The following is a 20,194-nucleotide window of genomic DNA, read 5'->3' as shown; positions in this document are numbered from 1 at the left end:
CGCTCGCATCGACCAAACAGAAAGGGGCCGCCCGCAATGGCAGCCCCTCTTTTCCCTACGCTCGATGAGGATCGCAACGCGGCTCGCGCGGCGTCACCTCATCGCGTTCGACCTCAAGCCGATGCGTTTTCCGTGCTCAGCTTCGAGACGGCGCCGGTCTTCGCGTCGTAGCGATACCCTTGCTGCTCGAGTTGCGCGTTGATCGCCTCGACGATCACTTGCTGTTGCGCGTCCTTGCGCAGCATTTCGTGCTCGGGCACGACCTGGCCGAGTTCCGTGGAGAGACGGCGGCTCAGTGCGGCTTCGCCCGCGCCACGGGCCAGCGCGACGAGCGCCTTTTCGTTGGCTTGCGCGAGTTGCTGCTTCAGGCCGTTCGCGTACTCCGACCACTTCTTCACGGTCTCGCGCGCTTCGGCAATGGCGGCGGCGTGCGTTTCCGTTTCGCGCGCCAGTTGCGCCTTCAGCGTTTCGATCTCTTCCGTGTTGTCGGCGACAGGAGCTTCCGGCGCGGCCAATGCCACGTCTTCGGCCGGCGCGCTCATGGCCGCACTTTGGGCCGCGCTTTCGGCGAGTTCTTCGGCGCGCTTCTGCGCTTCGCTCAGGCTCGCCGAGAGACGCGCGATTTCCGAGGCGTCCGCGTCGCGTTCTTCGGTCAGGCTGGCCAGTTGGGCTTCGGCGCTTTCCAGCTTGCTCGCGGCGGCGTCGCGTTCGGCTTGCGCGCCGGCGGCTTCGTCGCGTTGCGCAGCGTGCGCTTCCTGCTCGGCTTGCAGCGCCGCGCGAATCGCTTCCACTTCGCCTTCGAGACGGGCGACCGCTTCCGAATGCTCGGCTTCGAGCGCCGCGACGTCCACTGCGGGCTCGACCGGCGCGGCGGCGATTGCCTCGACACGCGCGACTTCGGCGGCTTCGCGCGCGGCTTCGGCTTCACGTGCCGCCGCGAGGTCGGCGGTGGCGCTTTCCAGTTCGGCTTCGAGCGTCGAGACGCGTTCCGTGAGTTCGGCCGCGCGCTTGTCGGCCGTGTCGGCGCGCAACATGGCGGTGGCGAGATCTTCGTCCATGCCGGAGTCGGCATCGACCTTCGACTCGTACGCGGTCGAAATCTTGTCGAGTTCGACTTGCAGCGAGTCGAGTTCCTGCACCGTGCTCTGCAGTTCGGCGAGAGCGTCGTCGCGCTCGTTGCACGCGTCTTCCACGCGCTGGCGCAGCGCCGCGAGGCGCCGCGACACCGAGCGTTCCGCTTCGTCCTGCGCCGACGACCACAGGCGGTCGAGCGCGTCGCGCATCGTGTCCGTGACCGATTCCGGCAGCGCGGGACGTTCGACGACTTGCGTCGCGCGCGGCGTGCGCGCTTCGCGCCACTTGCGCAGCGAAGCCGCGACCGCGACCACCGATCCCGTGTGGACTTCGGACCAGATGGCCAGCGGCGAGACGTTCTGGCCCTCATCGGCCATGCGGTTCGCGATTTCCGCGATTTGTTCGTCCGTGATCGTAATGTTGCTGCTCGACATGTCTGCCCCAAGGTGCAAATGATGACGAAACCGTTTCGTCTTTCGGCCGGTGGACTCGCTCGAGTGGTCCACCTCGCATGGATAGAGATTGTGCGTGAAGCGGGGCACGGTTAATCGGTCGAAAAGCCCGGATTTCGGGGACTAGTTCGTGCGATTGCACCGCTTTGGCGCACCCGGCAGCCCTTTCTCCGCCGCTCGCGGCCGGTTTTACCGCCCGCTGCGCGCATCCGCCGTGCCGCGCGGGCACCGCAGTTGCGACAGCACCCCGGCATGCTCAACTCATAACGAAACCGGGAGGTATTCTCATGCGTTCGATTCTAGCCAGTGTTGCGATTGCCGGTTTTCTGGCTGCGGCGGCTCAGCCCGCTCTTGCCGAAGGCTGCCTGAAAGGCGCGGCCGTGGGCGGCGTGGCGGGCCACGTGGCGGGCGATCATGCGGTGGCGGGCGGCGCGGCGGGTTGCGCCATCGGCCACCACGAAGCCAAGAAGAAGGACAAGGAAAAGGCCGCCGCCGCGCAAGGGGCGAGTGCGCCGAAGTAAGCGCGGCGTCATGGTGCATCCCTTGATGAATCCCTGACGGGATTGCCGCTCGCGCGCCGCCCTGGCGACGACGCGCGAGCGGCTTTCTCCCGCATTCATGTCGATGACGACCGAGGCTCCTTCCCTGTCGCTGCTGCGCGATACGCGCTACACGATGATTCCACACCGGGTGCGCGGCGTGGCCGCCGGTCGGGCCGCGCTCGATCTCGAAGCGCGGCACGACGCACAGCATCCGCTGCAACTTCGCGCCGACGGCAACGCCGTTCAATACAACGTGCTGCTGGCCTATACGCGCTCCGTGACTTGCGTCGCGGCCCTGCACTGCCGTGATCTGCTGCGCTTTCTGGGCGTGCAAGGCGACGGCGCGGGCAACCTGCGCGCCTGCGATTCGAGCGAGACAGCGGCCATGCCGGACCCGCCAGTCGGCGCGATTTCCATCGACATGTTCCGCACGGCCGCTGGCGAACCGCTCGCGCGCATGCCGCTCTCGGCCGTGAACGCCTTCGCCGAACCGCCAGCCGTCGCACACGCGTGGGCGCTCACCTGCGACCTCGCCAGTCAACCTCTCGCGCACGCCATGCGCGACCCGCGCTGGACCAGCGGGCTGCTCGCTCCGGCGTTGCACCGCGCTTTCGACACCGTGCCGTTGGCGTTATCGCAGTGGTTTTACGAGCGCGCCGTGTTGTAGACCCGTGTTATAGACGATACCCACGCGCCGGATGTTCACCTGCCATTCACCGTGAAGGCGCCACGCTTCATCGAAATGCCCCGCATCTCTGTGCAACAATCGAGCAATTGCTCAGAAGATTTTAAGCCGATAAAGTGTAAGGCTCTCGCAAGGTGACATCATGTCCGATTCGTCCCAACCACCCCACGAGCCAGCGGGCGGCGCCGCGACCGGCGTGGCCGTCGTCGGGCACGATGCGCGCGGCGAGCCGGTCGTTACGGCCTGCAACGCCGCGTTCTTCCTGATGACGGGCGCCACGCGCGCCGACACGCCAGCGTTTCCCGTGGCGCTCGCCACGCTGGTGCCCGCCGCCGCGCTGGCCGAGCTTCAGGCGGCGCTCGCGGCATGCCTCGCCGAGGGCGCGCCGCAGACGCTCGAACAAGTCTACGGCACGCACGCCGGCGCGCCGCGCTGGCGTCTCACGCTCACGTCGCTCATGCCCGTCACGGCGGTCACGCGCGCGGGAAGCGGTGCGGCCGCCATCGACGTGCTCATCACGGGCGAGAGGCTCGGCACGCCCGCCGAACCGAAGCGCGACTCGGCGGATCAGGCGCAACGCACGCTGGAGATGAACGAGGCGCGCTATCGCGCTGTGGTCGACTCGGCTTACGACGCGATCGTCACCATCGACCAGCGCCACAACATCACGCTGTTCAATCGCGCGGCCGAAAACCTGTTCGGCTACGCGGCCGCCGACGTGCTCGGCCAGCCGATCGTCATGCTCCTGCCGGAACGCTTTCGCGCCGACCATCCGCGCCGCGTGAACAATTTCGCCGACGCGTATCAGCCCGCCGTGCGCCAGGCCACGCCGCCGCGCATGGACGGCAGCAACAGCGTGTACGGCCTGCATCGCGACGGCTCGATCATTCCGGTCGAGATCGCCGTGTCGCGCATCGAAGTGGACGGCGCGTACGAATTCACGGCGGTCGTGCGCGACATTACGGACCGCGCGCAACTCATGGCGCAACTGAAGAAGGAAGCCGGCACCGACGCCCTCACGGGCCTGCCGAATCGCCGTGCATTTCTCGACTTCGTGGCGCGCGTGTTCGATACGGCGGGCAGCGCGGGCGCGCTCTCCGTGTTCATGCTCGACATCGACTTCTTCAAGAAGATCAACGACCGCCATGGCCACGACGCGGGCGACGAAGTGCTGCGCGTGCTCGCGAAAATCGGCATGTCGAGCCTGCACGAGTCGAATCTGTTCGCGCGCTGGGGCGGCGAGGAATTCGTCGCGGCGCTGCCGGGCGCGGACGCCGCGCTCGCGCGCCAGATCGCCGACGAATTGCGCCGTCACATCGAGCAGCAGGATTTCGAGCACGCGTGGAGCCTGAAGCCGATTCCGTTCACCGTGAGCATCGGCGTGGTCACGCGCGAAGGCGACGAGCGCGACGTGGACGCACTGATGAAACGCGCCGACCGCGCGATGTATCGCGCGAAAAAGTCGGGCCGCAATCGCGTGGAAAGCGGCTGAGGCAGGCGGCGCGGTTGCAGGGTTCGCGCATCCGCACATTCAAGTTGCCTAGCCGCGCTGCCGTAAAAGAGGAGTCGACACGGCGGAGACCCCAGTGAACCTGAGTATCAACCCGACGAACCCCGTCGCCTCGAGCGACCTCTCGAACCTCGGCGCCACGGCGCGCGCTCAAACCGCGAATGCCACCGCGGCAACGACCGTCACCGCGGTGACGCCCGTCGATCTCGCCGCGAATCAGGCGTTCCAGCAACAGTGGATTGGCGTGGAAAGCACGCTCGCGGCGAACGGCATCACGCCGGCCGCGCTACAGGGCGCCGCGCCGTCGAGCGAGACGGCGGCGCTGCTGGCGAAATACCAGACGGCGCTCGACAGCAACGCGCGCAGCGGCGAGAACGCCGAAGCCGTGGCCACGGCTCTGGTGCCGTCGATGCAGCAACTGATGCAGCAGCGGCCCGATCTCGCCCACGCCCAATTCGACTTTCAGGCCGACAACGGCGCGATCAAGGTGACGTCCAGCACGCTCAGCGACACCGACCGCGCGTGGCTCCAGAACCTGCTGAACAGCAACGGCGGCCTGGTGCAGGCGGTGCAGACGTTCCACGACGATCTGGTGAACGGCTATACGGCATGGGCCAACGCCGAAGGCACGCCGCTCAGCGGCGAACAAACCCAGGCGGTGAGCCGGCAGGCCGATCAGCTCGTGAGTTTCCTGAATCTGTTCGGCCAGATGGGCGCGGCCACCCAGGTGCCCCATATCGACGACAAAACCGTCTACGATCTGAGCGGCAACAAGGTCGATCTCACCCAGAGCACGGGTAGCGCGGCCGGTTTTCTCGGCTTCATGCGGAGCGCCCAGGCGGTCGAGCGCGGCGCCAACGTCGACCGCACGCCCATCGGCAACTTCTACGGCGCCGAAAAGTTCGACGTATTCACACAAAGTCTCACGGGTGGGCAAGCGATTGCCATTCCGTTCTTTCCGCCCGACGCCACGCTGGGCGTGCATCAGATCGCCTGACACGCGCCGCGCGAGCGACCCGTCACGCCTGACGCGAACAATGCTGATGACGATGCCCGTGACCGCGCGAACGACAACCGCGGCGGCGTCCCCGCCGCCACGTCGTCACGCGCGGGCGAGCCGGAAGCGCGCCGCCGCCGACTTGAGCAGATCGGTCTGATCCTTCAGCGAAGCCGCGGCCGCCGCGGCCTGCTCGACCAGCGCGGCATTCTGTTGCGACATCTCGTCCATCTGCGAAACCGCGCGGTTGACCTCTTCGATGCCGACGCTCTGCTCGGCCGAGGCGCGCGCGATCTCGCTCATGATCGTCGAGACGCGGCCCACCGCCGAGCGCACTTCGCCGATGGTCTGCCCCGCCTGACCGACGAGGCGCGAACCGTCGTCGACCCGCGACGCGGACGCGTCGATCAGCGCCTTGATCTCCTTGGCCGCGCTCGCCGAGCGCTGCGCGAGCGTGCGCACCTCGCCCGCCACCACCGCGAAACCGCGCCCTTCCTCGCCTGCCCGCGCGGCTTCCACGGCCGCGTTCAGCGCGAGGATATTGGTCTGGAACGCGATGCCTTCGATCGTGGCGATGATCTCGTTCATGCGCTTCGCGCCTTCGTTGATGTCGCGCATGGCGTCGATCACCTGGTTCACGACATCGGCGCCCTGGCCCGCGGTCACGCTGGTCGCCTCGGCGAGTTCGCGCGCTTCGCGCGCGTGCTCGGCGTTCTGCGTGACGGCGCTGGTCAGTTCCTCCATGCTCGCCGCCGTCTCTTCCACGGAGGCCGCCTGCGCCTCGGTGCGCGCCGAAAGGTCCGCGTTGCCCGCCGAAATCTGCTGCGTGGCCGCGGAGATCGACTCGCTGCCGCGCGCGATCTGCTCGATCATCGCGGCCACGCCGCTCTGCATCTTGCCCACGCTCGCCACGAGACGCCCCATTTCGTCGTTGCTATCGAGGCTCAGTTGCTGCGACATGTCGCCTTGCGCAATGCGCTCGACGTGCTGCACGGTCAACGCGATCGGCCGCGAAATCGCGCGCAGTAGCGAAAAGCCGCACGTCACGCACGCCAGCAAGCCCACGGCGATCGCGACGGCCGTGAACGCGAACCGCATCTCGTAGCGGCTCTGCGCGGCCTGATAGCGGCGCGCGCCCTGCTCGTTGCGGAACTTGTCGAGCGCGGCGCTCTTTTGCGTGAGCGACGCGGCGAGCGGCGGCATGTCGACCATGGCGATGTGGTCGGCGCGCGGGTGGTCGCCGTGGCGCATGGCGTCGATCAGCGGTTCGAGCGCGCCGTGCAGCATGGCGGCGCGGGCGTCGGCCACGGCTTGCGAGAGCGCGGCTTCGGCATCGGTCGCGGGCAGCGACTGATAGTCCTTCCACGCGGCGTCGGACACCGAGAGGTAGTTGAGCGCCTTGTCGATGAGCGCGGCCGTGTCCGGCGCCTCCGGGTGCAGCAGCACGCGGTCGAGCGTGGTGCGCACCACGGTGAGATTGAGATTCGACTTGCCGAGCGCGGTGGCCGCTGCCACGTCGCTGCCGTAGGCCTGCGCGACCGCGCGGCTCGACGCCTCCATGCCGCTGATGCCGAGCACGCCGGTCACGGTCAGCAGCAGACCGAGTAGCACGAGCGTGGCGAGGAGACGAAATTTGATGGTGAGCTTCATGCGGGCGCGTGAGGAAAACGAAGAATTCATTCTTTGCGTTATCGGCACGTCCGCCCCGGAACTTCACTTTTTTACGCACGTTCGCGCGACGTCTAATTGTCTGATTTATTGCGATTTATCACGCGAACGCCGCGCCCGGCTCCCCGGCGGACATCAGGCGCACTGAAAGCTTTGATTGCGGACGAAGCGCAACCCGTAGTACGATGCGCGCAATTAATAACGATTCTCATTAACTTTACGTCACGTGTATCCGACCGGTGCCCGTGCGCCGGGTTCGTTCACCGATGCGTCATCCTTTATTCCGTTCAGCGGTCGTCACGCGGACCGCCGCCATCTCCCTCCCAGCAGCCCCGTTTCGGGCGTACGCAGGATGCCCGTATGCCGGTTGCCCGTACGCCGGTTGCCCGTATGCCGGTTGCCCGTATGCCGGCCGCCCAGACTGAGTGTCGACCATGCGCATGCTCGCCATCGAGGACGACCCCGACATTCTCGGCAATATCGCCAGTTATTTCGGAACCCGAAATTTCATGGTCGATTGCGCGCTGGACGGCATGCAGGGCTTCTCGCTCGCCACGCGCAACGACTACGACGTGATCGTGATGGACCTTGCGCTGCCGCGGCTCGACGGTTATGAACTGTCGCGGCGGCTGCGCGTGGAGTCCGAATGCGACACGCCCGTCATCATGGTGACCGCGCGCGACACGCTCGACGAACGGCTCAGCGGTTTCGAAGCAGGCGCCGACGATTACCTCGTCAAGCCGTTCGCGCTTGCGGAGCTCGGCGCGCGCGTCAACGCCCTGCTGCAACGCTCGCGCAAGCGCAGCGCCACGCGCGCGTTGCAGGTCGCCGACCTGACACTGGACCCCAACACGCGCGAAGTCGTGCGCGCAGGCCGCACGTTGCGGCTGCCGCCCGCGCCCATGACGCTGCTGACCATGCTCATGCGCGAGAGCCCGGCCGTGGTGCCGCGCGCGCGGCTGGAAGAAGCGCTCTGGCTCGACTCGCCGCCGGACAGCGACAGCCTGCGCACGCATATCCATCAACTGCGTCATGTCATCGACAAGCCGTTCGCGCACGCGCTGCTGCGCACGGTGCATGGCGTGGGCTATCGCCTGCTCGCCCCGCTCAACGATGCCGGCGACGCTACACGCTGAACTTCGCGGCACGGCCGCCGCCCCGCGCTGGCATCGCACGCTCGCGCGCGAGTTCGTGCTCGCGTATCTGGTGCTCGCGGTGTTCGTCGGCGCCCTGCTCTCGCTCGTTTCCGTGTGGACGGTGAACCGGCTCGAAACGCATCTCCAGCAGATCGACATGGGCATGGCGCTCGACCGCGTGCGCGACGAATACCTCGCGGGCAAGGACGTGGGCCGGCCCACGCGCTTCTTTCACGGCGAGCCCGGCGGCGACACATTTCCGGCGTGGCTGCGCGAGGTCGAGCCCGGCTTTTCGCGGCTGGAGCACGACCAGCGCGACTGGCACGTGATGACCGACGACCGCGACGGCGTGCGCTTCATGCTGCTGCGCGACTACACCGCATTCGAACAGCGCCGCGCGCGCTCGCACTGGCTCACGGTGGCAGGCGTGGGCGCGAGCCTGCTGATGGCGTTTCTGCTGGGCGCCGTGATGACGCGGCGGCTCGTGCGGCCGCTCGTCGGTCTCGCGGAGCAGGTGCTCAAACGGCCCGGCCTGCCCCCGCAAACGCGCCTCGCGCATGCGTTTCCGGGCAACGAGATCGGCCGGCTCGCGGCGGCGTTCGACGCGACCTACAACCAGCTCGAAGCGGCGTTGCAGCGCGAAAAACTCTTTACCGCCGACGTGAGCCACGAGTTGCGCACGCCGCTCACGGTCATCGCGAGTTCGTGCGAACTGCTGCTCGACGACAGCGCGCTCACGCCCGCGCAACGCCACAAGCTCGGCCGCATGCAGGCCGCGTCCAGCGATATCCAGCAGCAACTGGCCGCGTATTTGATGCTGTCGCGCGACTCCGCCGACGCCAGCGGCTTTTCGCAGAGCACGACCGCCGCGGCGGCGGCGGAAGAGGTCGCGCATTGGCGCAACCGCGCGGAACAACTGGGCTTGCGCCTGCTCGCGCGCCCCGACGAAACGCCACAGGGCGCGCCCGCCGCCGCACCGCCGCAGTTTCCCGCCGCGCTCATGCGCATCGTGCTCTCGAACCTGATTCGCAACGCGTTGCAACACGCCGCGAGCGGCACGCAGATCATCGTGCGCACGGGCGCGCAGCATCTCGACGTGATCGACGACGGCCCCGGCGTCGCGGCCGAGATCGCGCCGCGCATCTTCACGCCGTTCGTGCGCGGCGGCGCGGCCAACGCGGACAATCTCGGCCTCGGGCTGTCACTCGTGCAACGCATCTGCGAGCATCAAGGCTGGCGTATCACGCTCGATACGCAGCCCGGCGTCGGTACGCGTTTTCATATCGATCTTGCGCCGGGCGCGTAGTGGCGCCGCCGCGATTCACCGCATCAACAATCGGCCCACATCCGCAACAGGTTGTGATAACAGCCCGTCAGTTGCACGAGCGGCTCGCCGCCCGGCGATTCGTCGCCCGGCGATGCAACGCTCGCGGCCTGCTGCCCCTGTTGCGTGAGACGCTGGATCGCCACGTCCATGTCGAGCAGCAATGCGCGCTGCGCGTCGTCGCGCACGAGGCTTTCGATCCAGAAGAACGAGGCGATGCGCTCGCCGCGCGTGACCGGCTCGACCTTGTGCACGCTCGAACCGGTATACAGGATCATGTGACCCGCGGGCAGCTTCACGCGCTGCTCGCCGTAGGTGTCGCGAATCACGAGTTCGCCGCCGTCGTAGCTCGCGGGATCGGCGAGAAACAGCGTGGCCGAAAGATCCGTGCGCACGCGTTCGCGCGATTCGCGTATCCCGCGCACGGCGTTATCGATATGGAATCCGAACGATTCGCCGCTCGCATAGCAGTTGAATAGCGGCGGATAAATGCGCTTGGGCAGCGCCGCCGACATGAACACCGCATCTTTCGCGAGACGGTCGATGATGGCGTCGCCGATATCGCGCGCCAGTGGATCGTCGCTGGCGAGTTGACGATTGTGCTTGACGCGCTGCGACTGCGCGCCGGCCGTGGCCTTGCCGTCCACCCACTGCGCGGCGCGCAGTTTCTCCACCAGATACTGCGATTCCTGCGGACTGAATACGCCCGGAATTTCGACAATCATGTTTTCACTCTGAGAACACCGTGCGGCGACTGGCCGGAAGCGAGTCGCCGCACGCAATCAAGCTAGCTGCGCAACAGGCCGATCAAGACCGCGCCGGTCAAAACCGCACGTCGGCCGAAAGCAGCACCGTGCGGCCCGCGCCCGGCACGCCGTAAAGCTGGAAGCCGTCGAGCGACGCGCCGATCGCCGAGTAATAGAACGTGTTGAACAGGTTCTGCACGTTGAGGCTCAACGAGAGATTCTTGTTCACCGTGTAATGCGCCGCGAGCGAATGCAGCCAGAAGGCGGGGGCCTTTTCCGAGTCGTACACATAGGTGGGATGATTGCCGCTCGCGCCACTCACCGTGCTGCTGTTGTTGCTCTGGCCACCAACGAATTCGTTGTCCGTATAGCGGCGCGTGCCCACGTACTGCACGCCGTAACTCACGGAGAACGCCGGCGTGACCGCATAGGTGGTCCACAGGTTGAACGTGGCGTTGGGCACGTTGCCGGGGCGCTGGCCTTCGTTCACGCCTTTGGTGATGCGCGCGCGCATGGCCGCCACGCCCGCGAACGCGGACCACTTGTCGGTGATATTGCCCGAGACGCCCAACTCCACGCCGTCCACGCGCTTGGGCGGCAATTCCCGCACCACGCTCGAGGTCGTATCGCCGTAATCCCACGAATCGCTGAGTTCCGTGCGGAACAGCGCGCCCGTGAGCGAGAGGCGGCGCTCCAGCAAATCCCACTTCGAACCCACTTCCCACGTTTGCGCGACGGCCGGCTTGAGGCTGGCCGTGGCCGCCGAGGTATCGCCATAAATGGTGTTGTTGGTCGTCGCGCCCACCGCCGAAGGCTGCGCCGCGCGCCCATAGCTCGCGTAAATGCTGCCGAACGGCACCGGCTTGTACGTAACGCCCACGCGCCCGCTGAACGCGCCGTCGCTGCTGCGCAGGACCGTGTGCGCGTTGGCCGCGCCGCTCACCTGCTTGACCCAGAAGTGGTCGTAGCGCGCCGCGCCTTCGACGATCCACTTCGGCGTGATCGTTACCGTGTCGCGCAGATACACGCCCGCGTCGTTCACGGCCGCGTAGTCGCCGGTGGTGCCTTCCATCGTCTCCACGCCGCCCATGCTCGTGCCGTAGGCGTTGGTGAGATTCATCACCGGATTCGTGGATGGCGCGAGCACGCTGCGCGGCAGATCGCCATAACGCTCGTGATAAAACTCGGCGCCGAGCACGAGATCGTGATGCAAGCCCGCCGTGTCGAACGCGGTGTTGAGGTTGGTTTCGTCGGCGAGGATGTCGTAGCGCTTCGAGGTGCCGTAATTGTTCCCGCGCAGCACGGCGAGCGGAGAAAGATTCGGGTCGGCCGTGAAACCGCTGTACGAGAGAATGCCCGAGCCGCTCGTCACCAGCCCGCCCGTGCCCGCGTATCCGTACGAGGTGCCGCTCGTCGAATTGAAACGCGCCGGTGCGAGCACCGTGGTGCGGTCGGTCTGCTCCCAGCGCGTCATGTTCGAAATGCGCGTGGTGTCGTTGAAATCGTGCTCGATCTTCACGCTCGCGCGATTGGTGGTCGAGTGATCCTTGTAGAGATCGGGGTCGCCGTACCAGCCGTTGCGCGGCACGCCCGGCATGCGCTGACCACCGGTGCCGCGTTCGATCGGCACGCCCGTGTCGGGCACGTTGTTGTCCTGCTGATGCAGATAATCGAGCGTCACGCGCGTGGGCGTGCCAAGACCCATTGCGAGCGAACCCGCCACGCCCCAGCGGTCGTCGTGCACGTTCGCGCGCCCGTCCACGTCCTGGGTATGGCGCATGAGGTTCAGGCGCAACGCCGAATGCTCGCCGATCTGCTTGTCGAGGTCCGCCGTCACACGCCGATAACGGGCGCTGCCGAGCGTGGTCGAGAGATGGTAGGCGTCGCCCAGATGCGCTTCTTTCGTCACCAGATTGACGCTGCCGCCCGGCGCCGCCACGCCCGACTCGACGGTGCCGGTGCCCTTGAACACTTCAACGCTCTCCACGTCGAAGGTGTCGGAGCGGCTCGCGAGACCCGCGTCGCGCATGCCGTCGATCGTCACGCTCTGCTCGCCGGAAAAACCGCGGATCGTGAACATGTCGCCCCAGCCGAGATTGCCCTCGCCCGAAGTGAAGGTGATACCCGGCACGTTCTTGAGGATGTCCTGAAGGCTTTGCGCCTGCTGCTCGTCGAGCACGCGTTTGGGCACGATGGACACGCTTTGCGCGATGTCGAGCAAAGGCGCCGTGAACTGGTCAGACTGCAGATATTTTGTTTGATACGGCGCGTTCTGGCCCGTGACCTTGACGGCGGGCAACACGGTCGCGGTGGCCGTCGCGCCGGTGGCATTCGTGTCGTTCCCCGCCGCGGCGGTCTGTGCGTGCGCCGCCATGCTCAGGCAGCCCACCGTCGCGCCCAGCAGGCTGCAGAGCAGCCCGGAAGGCGCCCTTTTCGTTCCCCGATGCAACTTCATCTTTTAGGTCCACCGCAAATGAAAATAATTCGATTCGCGATGGTAGGGAAACGCGCGTCAAGAAAATGTTAAGACCGCTTCACACGACCGCCGATTGCGCGCGGGGATATTCACCACGGCGAGGTTTTGTCGCCCTGACTGAAACGCATCAAGCGGCGTTCCGCTTCGGTGATCGCATGACGTGGCGCGCTCAGCAATTGCTGCTCGTGCAAATCCAGAATACGAATGACGGCCGGGCGGTCGGTGGCGTCGATACGCCAGAGATCGTCGCGGCCACCGCGCGCCGCCGCGACGATAATCGCCTCGACCGCCACGAACCATTCGCGCTCCGCTGAGCCATAACCCGCCTCGCACAAATACCAGGCCAGATAGAACGCCTTGCAGAGTTGCGCGAGCAAGGCCCCGTTGCCCTGCGCGCTCAGGAATGCCGCGAGCGCGACATGCCACTGCAAACATTGCTGCCTGACCGATGCCACGCTCGGCGGCAATAACATGGCTTTGCTGCGCGGACCTCCCGGTGATTTCCCCGTCGCCCGACGCTTTATCGTTTTTTTGGGCATGATTATCGAACTCGTATTTGTGAAAACGCTATTTCACGAAAATGAAAGCGGCGGCACTTTTATCCCTGAAATAGTCGTAATTCATGGGGACGGCACGCTGTGATGGTCATATAAAATTTGTTCGCGATTATAGTCAATAAACTGACGAATTCTCGCGTGACGATGACATTTAAATGATTCAGGCGCGTCCTCATGCGCAACGCCGGAAAATATTTCACACACACGAATAACGCGCCTATTACGCGCGAGAAAAAATGGCCGAATCGGCGTGATAAAACATGCGTGACGAATAATCGGCAAATCATTTTAAAAACCGCTCAAGCACCGCGTCAGCACAGGGGTATCGGCTTCGTTGCGGCAATCCGTACGGCATAATGCATCGATCGATCCAACGAATTGCGGAGAAGCCGATGCTGCTGTCTGAACAGAATGTCCTCGTCACCGGGGGCGCGCGCGGGCTGGGCGCGGCCATCACCGAAGCGCTCGCGCGCGAGGGCGCGAGCGTCGTCATCAACTATCACCGCAGCGAAGCGCGCGCGCAGGCGCTCGTCGAACGCCTCGGGCCGCGCGTGGTGGCCGTGCAGGCCGACATCACCGACGAAGCCTCCGTCGCGCGGCTGTTCGAGGAAGCGCGCGCGAAAAGCGGCCGCCCCGTGCATGCCGTGGTGAACAACGCGCTCGCCGAATTCAGCTTCGACGGCGACGCGCGCCCGAAGCTCGGCGAGATTCAATGGTCGCGCTTTCAGCAACAGATCGACGGCGCGCTCAAGGGCGCGCTCAACACGATCCAGGCCGCGCTGCCCGACATGCGCGCGGCGGGCTTCGGCCGCATCGTGAACGTGGGCACCAATCTGTTCCAGAACCCGGTCGTGCCGTATCACGATTACACGGCGGCCAAGGCGGCCCTGCTTTCGCTCACGCGCACCGCCTCCAACGACCTCGGGCCGGACGGTATCACCGTGAACATGGTCTCGGGCGGCCTCCTGCGCACCACCGACGCGAGCAGCGCGACGCCCGAAGCCGTGTTCGACATGATCGCGGGCTTCACGCCGCTGCGCCGCGTCACCACGCCCGCCGAATTCGCCGACGCCGTGCTGTTCTTCCTCTCGCCGTGGGCGCGCGCGGTGACGGGGCAAAATCTCGTCGTCGATGGCGGGCTGGTCAAGGACTGAGGCACGCGCCCACCCATGCGGCCCGCTATGTCAGCAAGGCCGCGAGTTGCTTCGTCGCGAGCCGCGCCTGCGCCGCCGTCAACGCCGTATAGCCGATCACCACCGCGGGCGGCAAACGCACCGCGTGGCATAGCGAAGCGAGCGGCTGCAACGCAACGCCCTGCGCCTGCGCGGCCTTGCAAAACGCCGCTTCGCTCCATGGGCGCGGCAGCCACAGAATGAAGTGAAAACCCGCCTCGGCGCCGGTGATGCGCGCGCGGCCTTGCGCCACGGCGGGTGCCACGCTCAATCCGCTCATGACGATGTCGCGCAGCTTCAGGTATTCGAGCCGCGCCACGCGCAAATGCTGCACGAGCGCGCCGCGCTCGATGAAGGCCGCGAGCCCCAGTTGCTCCGTCACGCCCACCGAACGCCCGATGGTTTGCCATAGCGCGAGAATGCGCGTGCGGATCGCTTCGGGCGCAATCATGTAACCGATCCGCAGATTCGAAAACAGCGCCTGATTGAAGCTGCCGCAGTAAATCACGCGCTCGCCGCGATCGATCGCCTTCAGCGCGGGCAGCGGCGCGCTTTGATAGCGGAAGTCGCTGTCGTAGTCGTCCTCGATGATCCAGGCGTCGCGTTCGGCGGCCCATTCGAGCAGCGCGAGCCGTCGCGTGGCCGACATGGTCACACCGAGCGGCGATTGATGCGCGGGCGTCACGTACGCGAGCCGCACGCCCGCGTGCTCGCGCACGGTGTCGACCTTCACGCCTTGCGCGTCGACGCTCGCATGCACGAGCGAGGCGCCCGTGAGTTCGAAGATGCGATGCACGGCGCGATACCCGGGATCCTCCACGCACACCTTGTCGCCCTCGCGCAGTGTGCTGCGCGCGATGAGGTCGATCGCGTGGCGGATGCCGGTCGTGACGATCACGTCGTCGGCATGGCAGGCCACGCCGCGGTGCGCGCGCAAATACGCGGCGATCTGCTCGCGCAGCGGCGCCATGCCGCTCGGCTGCGCCGAACACAGCAATTCCAGCGACGCCGATGCGATCGCGCGCTGCACGTGACGCACCCATGCCTCGGTCGAAAACAAACGCGGATTCGCGAGCTTTGCGACGAACGGCACGCCCACGCGCGCGCCCTCCGGCGCGGCCGCCTGCGCGGCCCGTTGAGTACTGCGCGCGCGTTTCGCGGCCGCGGCGCTGGCCCGCTTCGCGTCTCGTGGCGGCGGCGCATGCAGATAGTTGTCGGGTATCACCGCGCACACGCGCGTGCCGGAACCGCCGAGCCGCGTCACGTAGCCTTCGGCGCGCAGGCGATCGAATACGCTTTCCACTGTGCCGCGCGAGAGTTGCCAGCGCTCGGCCAGCAAGCGGCTCGACGGCAGGCGCGCGCCCTCGGGCAGCAGGCGTTCGAGGATCGCGTCGCGTAACGCGCGATACGCCCTGTCGTGCTTGTTGACGGCGTTGCCGTTCTCGTCCACGGCGGCAGGCAGCGGCAGATCGAGCGGAACGGGCGTTTTGCCTCGCGCCATAGTGGTCCAGTGGTGATTGCGATTTACGGCTCTTCAGGATAGGCCACAAACGCCCTATCCTGCCACTCGGGCGTACGCTTTTTTGTACTCGCTTAGCAAACTCGCTTTGCAAACCCACTTAGCAAACTCACTTCGACCTTTCGACGGCACGGCCATGACACTCGCGCACTATTTCGTTTTCTGCGGCATTGCCGCCTTGCAGGTCGGCTCGCCGGGGCCCTCGACGGTCTTCGTCGTCGACAATGCCGTGGCCGTGGGCTGGCTGCGCGCGGTGGGCATTCTCACCGGCGATCTGCTCGCCATCGGCGCGCTTGCCGTACTCTCGCTGCTGGGCGTGGATGCGATGCTGATGGCGAATCCGCGCCTGTTCGCCGCGCTCAAGATCGCGGGCGCGCTGTATCTGCTATGGCTCGGCGTGAATCAATGGCGCGGTGCGCGCCGCGGCGCGGTAAAGGCGACCGCAAGCCGGAACGACGTGGCACGGCAACCGGCCTCCGTGCGCGCGCTGTGGGTCAAATCGTTTCTCATCGGCATCAGCAACCCGAAGGCGATTTTGTTTTTCTCCTCGCTGCTACCGCAATTCGTCGATCCCACCCAGGCGGGTTCCGCGACCATGCTGCAACTCATCGCGCTCTTTGTCGCGATCAAGCTGATCGTGCTCGGCGGTTATGCGGGTATCGCGACGCGCGTGCTGCCGCTCTTGCGCAGCGAAGGCAATGCGCGTTGGGGCAAGCGCTTGACGGGCACAGTCTTGATCGGCTTTGGCGGCTTGATCGCGCTTTCGGCGCTGCGCTGATTTGCGCGAGTCCGTGCGAGTTCGCGCGAGTTTGAGCAGGCTCGCGCCAGGCTGCGCTAGTTCAGCTGCCGCTCGCCGGGCCGCAACGTGAGCACGCGCACGCCGTTGCGCGTGACCGCCACGGTGTGCTCGAATTGCGCGGACAGTTGCCCGTCGCACGTCACGACGGTCCAGCCGTCGTCTTCGGTTCGCACCGTGCGGCGGCCTTGATTGAGCATCGGTTCGATGGTGAACACCATGCCTGCGCGCAACACCAACCCGGTGCGCGGGCGTCCCCAATGCAGGATTTGCGGCGACTCGTGCATCTCGCGGCCAATGCCGTGCCCGCAATATTCGCGCACGATCGAATAGCCGTGCTTTCTGGCGTGCCGTTCGATGGCGTGCCCAATGTCGCCGAGCGTGGCGCCCGGACGCACCGCGCCAATCCCCTTCCACATTGCCTCGTACGTGACCTGCACGAGCCGTTGCGCGAGCGGCGAGACCTCGCCGACCTGATAGGTCTTGCTGGAATCGGCGATAAAACCGTTGGCTTCCAGCGTGATGTCGAGATTGACGATGTCGCCGCGTTGCAGGATCTCGGCGGCGGACGGCACGCCATGGCACACCACGTGATTGCGCGAGGCGTTCAGGGCATACGCATAGCCGTATTGGCCCTTGCTGGCCGGGCGCGATTCGAGCGTGTTCACGATGAAGTCGTCGACCAGATCGTTCACCTGCAGGGTCGACATGCCGGCGAGATCGAGCTGGTCCAGATGCGCGAACACCTCCGCGAGGCGCCTGCCCGACTCGGCCATGACTTCGATTTCTTCAGGACTTTTAATCATGACGCCGAGACCCTGATCTTCTGCGGCGCCACGCCCGCGCTGCGAAGCTCGCTTGCCACGATCTCGTTGAAGGTCTGCGTGGGATTCATTTCGCACAACATACCAATCTTGATCCAGAAAGCGGCTTGCGCGTTGATCGACCGGCACGACACGGCGCTCGCCTTGCGAATCTGGTCGTGCAACTCGTCGTCGATATTCACGATGCCCACACTACACTCCTTATATGATCCATATACGAATCATATAGGTTTACCTTGGCGGCGCGCAAGCGCTGTTTTCATCGACACGCCGATCGCGCCACGGTGCACGGCTCGCTCAGCCCGCACCGCACCGGCGACCGCCAACGTATGCGCCGCCGCAAACGCCCGTACACTACCCGCTCCGGACACCCGTCCCTTACACGGAGCCTGCGCATGCCGGCGATTGCCCTGGTGGTGCTGACGGTCGTGGTCACGCTCGTCGTCGTTCTGGTGATGGCGAACCTCACGAGCGGCGAGAAAAAAATCGAGCACAAGATCGAACGGCTCTACGGGAGCGACGATCCGCAGTTCGCGCGCTCGATGGGACTGCTGCTCGGGCCGCCCGTGGTCGGCGGCAATCGCTTCGAGGTGCTCGTGAACGGCGACGCGATCTTTCCGTCGATGCTCGAAGGCATACGCTCGGCGCAACGCACCATCACCTTCGAGACCTTCATTTACTGGTCCGGCGCGATCGGCGAGGAAGTCGCCCAGGCGCTCTCGGACAAGGCGCGCGCGGGCGTTGCGGTGCATGTGCTGCTCGACTGGGTCGGCACGTCGAAAATGGACAAGCGCTATTTGCGGATGCTGCGCGAGGCCGGCGCGGAAGTCGTGCAGTATCACAAGCCGCACTGGACCGGACTCGGCCGCATGAACGACCGCACGCACCGCAAGCTGCTCGTGATCGACGGGCACATCGGCTTCACGGGCGGCGTGGGGATCGCCGACGAATGGACCGGGCACGCGCAGAACGAAAAGCACTGGCGCGACACGCACTTTCGCGTGGAAGGCCCCGTGGTCGGGCAGATGCAGGCGGTCTTCATGGACAACTGGGTCAAGGCCACCGGCAACGTGCTGCACGGCGCGGCGTACTTTCCCGCCATCGAGGAAGCCGGCGACGGCTACGCGCACATGTTCAGCAGTTCGCCCTCGGGCGGCAGCGACGACATGCAGCTCATGTACCTCATGGCCATCACGGCCGCCACGCACACCATCGAGTTGTCGAGCGCGTACTTCGTGCCCGACAAACTCACGATCAACGCGATCGTGGAAGCGGCCAAACGCGGCGTGAAGGTGCGCATCATCACGCCGGGCAAACGCATCGACACGCACACGGTGCGCGAGGCGTCGCGCGCGTGCTGGGGCGACTTGCTCGCGGCCGGAGTGGAGATGCACGAATATCAACCAACAATGTTCCACTGCAAGCTGATCGTGGTGGACGAACTGCTCGTCTCGGTGGGCTCGACCAACTTCGACAGCCGCTCGTTCAAGCTCAACGACGAAGCGAACCTCAACATCTACGACCGCGATTTCGCGCGCCAGCAGACCCGGATATTCGACGAAGACATCGCGCACGCGAAGCGCATCACGCTGGAGGACTGGCGCCGGCGCCCGCTGAGGGAGAAACTACTGGAACGCGTGGCCGCGCTGCTCGACTCACAACTCTAGCGGCAACTTCAGCCGCAACCCTAACCGCAACGCCGCCGCGCGCGCCCGCGCGGCAATTCGCTCGCGCATTTGCATACGTCTTTGCACACGTAGCACGTACGCGCGCATGTTTGCAGGCATGCGCGCTTTCGAGGAGAGCGACATGAACGATACCCAACGGCTTGCCGCGTTGCGCATCGCCTTGATCGTCGTGGGGCTGATCGCCGTGTTCGCGATCGGGCCGCTCATGATCGTATGGCCTTCCGGCTGGACATGGCACAGCGGCCACTCCGACTATCCGCTCATGATCGTCGGCATTTACGCAACGCTCGGCGTGTTCCTGCTGCTGGCGTCGCGCGATCCGCTCCAGCACTTGAGCCTGATCTGGTTCACGGTGTGGTCGAGCGTCGTGCACGGCGCGATCATGGCCGTGCAGTCGTTCGGCACCGGCATGGACGGCATGGGCCATCTCGGCCATCTGCTCGGCGACGTGCCCGCGCTGTTCATCGTCGCGGCGGCGCTGGCCTGGCTCACGCCGCGCGGCGCACACGTCGCGCGCTTGCGCACGTAAAGCGCGGCGCGCTCACACCTTGCGCACGAATTCCGTTTTCAGGCTCATGGCGCCGAAGCCGTCGATCTTGCAATCGATGTCGTGATCGCTGTCCACGAGGCGAATGTTCTTCACCTTGGTGCCCATCTTGATCGTGCCGCCCGAACCCTTGAGCTTCAGGTCCTTGATGACGTTGACGGTGTCGCCGTCCTGGAGCACGTTGCCGGCCGAATCGCGATACACCTTCGCCGCCGGTTCGGCCACCGCGTCGCCCGCCTCCGCCGACCATTCATGCGCGCATTCCGGGCAGATGTAGACGCCCGCGTCTTCGTAGGTGAATTCGGACTGGCATTTCGGGCAGGCTGGCAACGCGCTCATGGGAACTCCTCGGTGCAGACGCGGCAATAAAAGCGCGAGAGTATAGCCTGAGCGATAGCGCTGGCATCTTGCGCCGCGTCAGTCGGTCGCGGGTCGGTCGCGGGACGATCATCGCACCGGCAAATCCGGCGGAGGCGCGCAC

General features: G+C 65.8%; 19 protein-coding genes. 10 read left to right on the top strand and 9 right to left on the bottom strand.

Features of this window, described 5'->3' with window-relative positions:
- Positions 1–113: 113 nt before the first annotated feature.
- The gene (locus FAZ98_RS27680; protein WP_158956049.1) at positions 114–1,508 is read right to left on the bottom strand and encodes a DNA-binding protein; all 1,395 of its coding nucleotides are present in this window, start codon (positions 1,506–1,508) and stop codon (positions 114–116) included.
- Positions 1,509–1,813: 305 nt separating this feature from the next.
- Here FAZ98_RS27680 and FAZ98_RS27675 point away from each other — a divergent pair, with 305 nt between their 5' ends.
- The 4 genes from FAZ98_RS27675 (at position 1,814) to FAZ98_RS27660 (ending at position 5,260) form a co-directional block, all read left to right on the top strand.
- A complete protein-coding gene (locus FAZ98_RS27675) occupies positions 1,814–2,047 on the top strand; it encodes a hypothetical protein (protein ID WP_158956047.1) in 234 nt (77 codons plus the stop codon).
- Positions 2,048–2,150: 103 nt separating this feature from the next.
- Positions 2,151–2,735, top strand: a complete 585-nt coding sequence (locus FAZ98_RS27670; RefSeq protein WP_158956045.1) for a hypothetical protein — start codon at positions 2,151–2,153, stop codon at positions 2,733–2,735.
- 160 nt (positions 2,736–2,895) lie between these two features.
- Entirely contained in the window at positions 2,896–4,245 is a 1,350-nt protein-coding gene (locus tag FAZ98_RS27665; protein WP_158956043.1) for a sensor domain-containing diguanylate cyclase, read from the top strand.
- 94 nt (positions 4,246–4,339) lie between these two features.
- Positions 4,340–5,260, top strand: coding sequence for a hypothetical protein (locus tag FAZ98_RS27660; RefSeq protein ID WP_158956041.1), 921 nt, complete (start codon positions 4,340–4,342; stop codon positions 5,258–5,260).
- A 105-nt stretch (positions 5,261–5,365) separates the two neighbouring features.
- Here the strand turns inward: FAZ98_RS27660 and FAZ98_RS27655 are convergent, their stop codons facing one another.
- Entirely contained in the window at positions 5,366–6,910 is a 1,545-nt protein-coding gene (locus FAZ98_RS27655) for a methyl-accepting chemotaxis protein (protein WP_158956039.1), read from the bottom strand.
- Positions 6,911–7,362: 452 nt separating this feature from the next.
- On the opposite strand from FAZ98_RS27655, the gene FAZ98_RS27650 reads away from it, so the two are divergent.
- Positions 7,363–8,064 carry a response regulator transcription factor gene (locus tag FAZ98_RS27650; RefSeq protein ID WP_158956037.1) on the top strand — a complete coding sequence of 234 codons (702 nt, stop codon included), beginning with the start codon at positions 7,363–7,365 and terminating at the stop codon, positions 8,062–8,064.
- Positions 8,042–9,370, top strand: coding sequence for a sensor histidine kinase (locus FAZ98_RS27645; protein WP_158956035.1), 1,329 nt, complete (start codon positions 8,042–8,044; stop codon positions 9,368–9,370). Before FAZ98_RS27650 ends, FAZ98_RS27645 begins: the two co-directional genes overlap by 23 nt.
- A 23-nt stretch (positions 9,371–9,393) precedes the next feature.
- On the opposite strand, the gene FAZ98_RS27640 is transcribed toward FAZ98_RS27645, so the two are convergent.
- From FAZ98_RS27640 to FAZ98_RS27630, 3 genes are all read right to left on the bottom strand, one after another.
- Complete coding sequence (locus FAZ98_RS27640) at positions 9,394–10,113, bottom strand: Fe2+-dependent dioxygenase (protein ID WP_158956033.1); 720 nt, start codon at positions 10,111–10,113, stop codon at positions 9,394–9,396.
- Between the two features lie 97 nt (positions 10,114–10,210).
- A complete protein-coding gene (locus tag FAZ98_RS27635; protein WP_158956031.1) occupies positions 10,211–12,589 on the bottom strand; it encodes a TonB-dependent receptor in 2,379 nt (792 codons plus the stop codon).
- 110 nt (positions 12,590–12,699) lie between these two features.
- Positions 12,700–13,149, bottom strand: coding sequence for a hypothetical protein (locus FAZ98_RS27630; RefSeq protein ID WP_158956029.1), 450 nt, complete (start codon positions 13,147–13,149; stop codon positions 12,700–12,702).
- A 410-nt stretch (positions 13,150–13,559) separates the two neighbouring features.
- On the opposite strand from FAZ98_RS27630, the gene FAZ98_RS27625 reads away from it, so the two are divergent.
- Positions 13,560–14,321, top strand: coding sequence for a 3-oxoacyl-ACP reductase (locus FAZ98_RS27625; RefSeq protein WP_158956027.1), 762 nt, complete (start codon positions 13,560–13,562; stop codon positions 14,319–14,321).
- A 25-nt stretch (positions 14,322–14,346) separates the two neighbouring features.
- Here FAZ98_RS27625 and pdxR read toward each other — a convergent pair whose 3' ends face one another.
- Positions 14,347–15,840, bottom strand: a complete 1,494-nt coding sequence (pdxR, locus tag FAZ98_RS27620; protein WP_158956025.1) for a MocR-like pyridoxine biosynthesis transcription factor PdxR — start codon at positions 15,838–15,840, stop codon at positions 14,347–14,349.
- A gap of 154 nt (positions 15,841–15,994) precedes the next feature.
- On the opposite strand from pdxR, the gene FAZ98_RS27615 reads away from it, so the two are divergent.
- Complete coding sequence (locus FAZ98_RS27615; protein WP_158956023.1) at positions 15,995–16,636, top strand: LysE family translocator; 642 nt, start codon at positions 15,995–15,997, stop codon at positions 16,634–16,636.
- A 56-nt stretch (positions 16,637–16,692) separates the two neighbouring features.
- On the opposite strand, the gene map is transcribed toward FAZ98_RS27615, so the two are convergent.
- Together map and FAZ98_RS27605 are read right to left on the bottom strand one after the other, a co-directional pair.
- Entirely contained in the window at positions 16,693–17,460 is a 768-nt protein-coding gene (gene map, locus FAZ98_RS27610) for a type I methionyl aminopeptidase (RefSeq protein WP_158956021.1), read from the bottom strand.
- Entirely contained in the window at positions 17,457–17,669 is a 213-nt protein-coding gene (locus tag FAZ98_RS27605; protein ID WP_158956018.1) for a ParD-like family protein, read from the bottom strand. The genes map and FAZ98_RS27605 overlap by 4 nt, the downstream gene beginning before the upstream one ends.
- A 204-nt stretch (positions 17,670–17,873) precedes the next feature.
- Here FAZ98_RS27605 and cls point away from each other — a divergent pair, with 204 nt between their 5' ends.
- Together cls and FAZ98_RS27595 are read left to right on the top strand one after the other, a co-directional pair.
- Entirely contained in the window at positions 17,874–19,145 is a 1,272-nt protein-coding gene (cls, locus tag FAZ98_RS27600; protein ID WP_158956016.1) for a cardiolipin synthase, read from the top strand.
- Between the two features lie 142 nt (positions 19,146–19,287).
- Positions 19,288–19,695, top strand: coding sequence for a DUF6632 domain-containing protein (locus tag FAZ98_RS27595; RefSeq protein WP_158956014.1), 408 nt, complete (start codon positions 19,288–19,290; stop codon positions 19,693–19,695).
- 12 nt (positions 19,696–19,707) lie between these two features.
- Here the strand turns inward: FAZ98_RS27595 and FAZ98_RS27590 are convergent, their stop codons facing one another.
- Complete coding sequence (locus FAZ98_RS27590; protein WP_158956012.1) at positions 19,708–20,052, bottom strand: zinc ribbon domain-containing protein YjdM; 345 nt, start codon at positions 20,050–20,052, stop codon at positions 19,708–19,710.
- Positions 20,053–20,194 lie beyond the last annotated feature (142 nt).

Source organism: Paraburkholderia acidisoli, assembly GCF_009789675.1.
Taxonomy (GTDB): Bacteria; Pseudomonadota; Gammaproteobacteria; order Burkholderiales; family Burkholderiaceae; genus Paraburkholderia; species Paraburkholderia acidisoli.
This window is presented reverse-complemented; position numbering and strand designations above follow the sequence as displayed.

Coding starts and splice junctions, on each gene's coding strand:
- FAZ98_RS27680 (WP_158956049.1), bottom strand. CDS start 1,508: ATGTCGAGCAGCAACATTACGATCACGGACGAACAAATCGCGGAAATC.
- FAZ98_RS27675 (WP_158956047.1), top strand. CDS start 1,814: ATGCGTTCGATTCTAGCCAGTGTTGCGATTGCCGGTTTTCTGGCTGCG.
- FAZ98_RS27670 (WP_158956045.1), top strand. CDS start 2,151: ATGACGACCGAGGCTCCTTCCCTGTCGCTGCTGCGCGATACGCGCTAC.
- FAZ98_RS27665 (WP_158956043.1), top strand. CDS start 2,896: ATGTCCGATTCGTCCCAACCACCCCACGAGCCAGCGGGCGGCGCCGCG.
- FAZ98_RS27655 (WP_158956039.1), bottom strand. CDS start 6,910: ATGAAGCTCACCATCAAATTTCGTCTCCTCGCCACGCTCGTGCTACTC.
- FAZ98_RS27650 (WP_158956037.1), top strand. CDS start 7,363: ATGCGCATGCTCGCCATCGAGGACGACCCCGACATTCTCGGCAATATC.
- FAZ98_RS27645 (WP_158956035.1), top strand. CDS start 8,042: ATGCCGGCGACGCTACACGCTGAACTTCGCGGCACGGCCGCCGCCCCG.
- FAZ98_RS27640 (WP_158956033.1), bottom strand. CDS start 10,113: ATGATTGTCGAAATTCCGGGCGTATTCAGTCCGCAGGAATCGCAGTAT.
- FAZ98_RS27635 (WP_158956031.1), bottom strand. CDS start 12,589: ATGAAGTTGCATCGGGGAACGAAAAGGGCGCCTTCCGGGCTGCTCTGC.
- FAZ98_RS27630 (WP_158956029.1), bottom strand. CDS start 13,149: ATGCCCAAAAAAACGATAAAGCGTCGGGCGACGGGGAAATCACCGGGA.
- FAZ98_RS27625 (WP_158956027.1), top strand. CDS start 13,560: ATGCTGCTGTCTGAACAGAATGTCCTCGTCACCGGGGGCGCGCGCGGG.
- pdxR (WP_158956025.1), bottom strand. CDS start 15,840: ATGGCGCGAGGCAAAACGCCCGTTCCGCTCGATCTGCCGCTGCCTGCC.
- FAZ98_RS27615 (WP_158956023.1), top strand. CDS start 15,995: ATGACACTCGCGCACTATTTCGTTTTCTGCGGCATTGCCGCCTTGCAG.
- map (WP_158956021.1), bottom strand. CDS start 17,460: ATGATTAAAAGTCCTGAAGAAATCGAAGTCATGGCCGAGTCGGGCAGG.
- cls (WP_158956016.1), top strand. CDS start 17,874: ATGCCGGCGATTGCCCTGGTGGTGCTGACGGTCGTGGTCACGCTCGTC.
- FAZ98_RS27595 (WP_158956014.1), top strand. CDS start 19,288: ATGAACGATACCCAACGGCTTGCCGCGTTGCGCATCGCCTTGATCGTC.
- FAZ98_RS27590 (WP_158956012.1), bottom strand. CDS start 20,052: ATGAGCGCGTTGCCAGCCTGCCCGAAATGCCAGTCCGAATTCACCTAC.